The sequence below is a fragment of the Herpetosiphonaceae bacterium genome (assembly GCA_036374795.1).
In the GTDB taxonomy this organism is placed as follows: domain Bacteria; phylum Chloroflexota; class Chloroflexia; order Chloroflexales; family Kallotenuaceae; genus LB3-1.
On record DASUTC010000149.1, the window covers coordinates 1 to 1,407 of the forward strand.

The 1,407-nt window shown below is 60.7% G+C and carries 2 protein-coding genes; both read left to right on the forward strand.

The window, feature by feature from the left end; translation table 11 throughout:
* Positions 1-606: hypothetical protein (locus tag VFZ66_10265; GenBank protein ID HEX6289566.1), on the forward strand; the 606-nt coding region annotated here is incomplete at its 5' end.
* 463 nt (positions 607-1,069) lie between these two features.
* Positions 1,070-1,407 (forward strand): transglycosylase SLT domain-containing protein (locus VFZ66_10270; protein ID HEX6289567.1); only part of this gene is annotated, 338 nt, incomplete at its 3' end.

Here is a 1,407-nt window from a genome sequence, read left to right on the forward strand (position 1 = left end):
GCCACGGGCAACGCCAATCTCGCCAATGCCGTCGCTACCCGCCTGACGGTGCAAAACGCTGTCAGCATGCTGAACGCGCGCGGCGTCAACCCCGGCAACTACACCGCCAGCACCGATGGCCTCGTCGTCGGCATCGTCAGCTTTCCCAGCGATCCCAGCAAGAAATGCATCGCCCGCCTCTACGGCCAGACCAGCACCATGACGGTATGGGCGACCGGCGGCAATATGGTTTCGTGGATGGATGGCGGTAGCTACATCCGGTCGAACAATCCCAACAGCTTTGTGCTGCCGGTGCAGCAGGGGCAGGCGTGGAACGTCAGCGTGCAGCAGAGCCAGTACAATGAGGTCAGCGCGCCCACCGCCTTCTATTGGGTGCCCTTCGGCAAGAATGCCTCGCTGCAAGAGCTGTCCGAGCAGGAGGCCGCCGCGCTTGGTCTGACGCCGCCCGAACCGTTCCAGTCGTTCGCATCCTCGTGGCCCGAACCCGATTTGGCAATCTCCCAGTTACTCGATATTTTGTCGCAGGTGACAGGCGAGCAGATACCGACAGAGCTACAAGATCGCTTCGCCAGGGCAATCCGCGAGCTGGTGATACATCCTGACTAAGGCGCAGGACCGGCGAAAGAACAAGTGAACAAACCGAGCGCCCAACCACTCCCTCTCCTAGCGGGGGTGCCCGCTGGGCTTGGAGAAGGAGAAGGCGCGCCAGCGCCGGGGGTGAGGGCCGCGAGTTTCGCGGCCCAACATTCCCCGCTCTGATGCTCAATCTTGTTACCCAGCCATGACGCAGTTGACTCGTCACGAGCCAACTGCGTCGTGTTGCTTAATCCGGATCGGGCATACGGTAGGGATTTCCCCCATTGCCGCAGCGCTAACCAGCGCGTATGCTACATATGCCTGGCACACGTGTGCATGTTAAGAAATGTCAAAGTACTATCGTTGGTGTAGGACCAATGGCTATGTTACGTTGATCCACAACATGCTACTGTTGCTAAAGTAAAAAGTTCTTAATATTCGGAGGGCGAGGTTGACCATGTCCCAAACAGTCGCACGTTCAGCGATCCGGCTGATGCTGTTGTTGGTTGCCGTTTCTTTCGCGCTGGGCGGCATGTATGCGCCACGCGCCAAGGCCCAGGAGGGCACGCCCGGTCGGCTGAACGCCGCGTTCCAGCAGGCCGCGAAAGAGTTCGATGTGCCGCGCGATCTGCTGATGGCAATCGCCTACGCCGAAACCCACTTCGACGATCATAACGGCGCGCCCAGCATCGACAACGGCTACGGCCTGATGCATCTGGTCGATAATCCCAGCGTGCAGACGCTCGCCGCTGCCGCGCGGCTGCTCGGCATCGCCCAGGATGCGCTCACGACCGATTCGGTGCACAATATCCGGGGCGGCGCGGCGCTGCT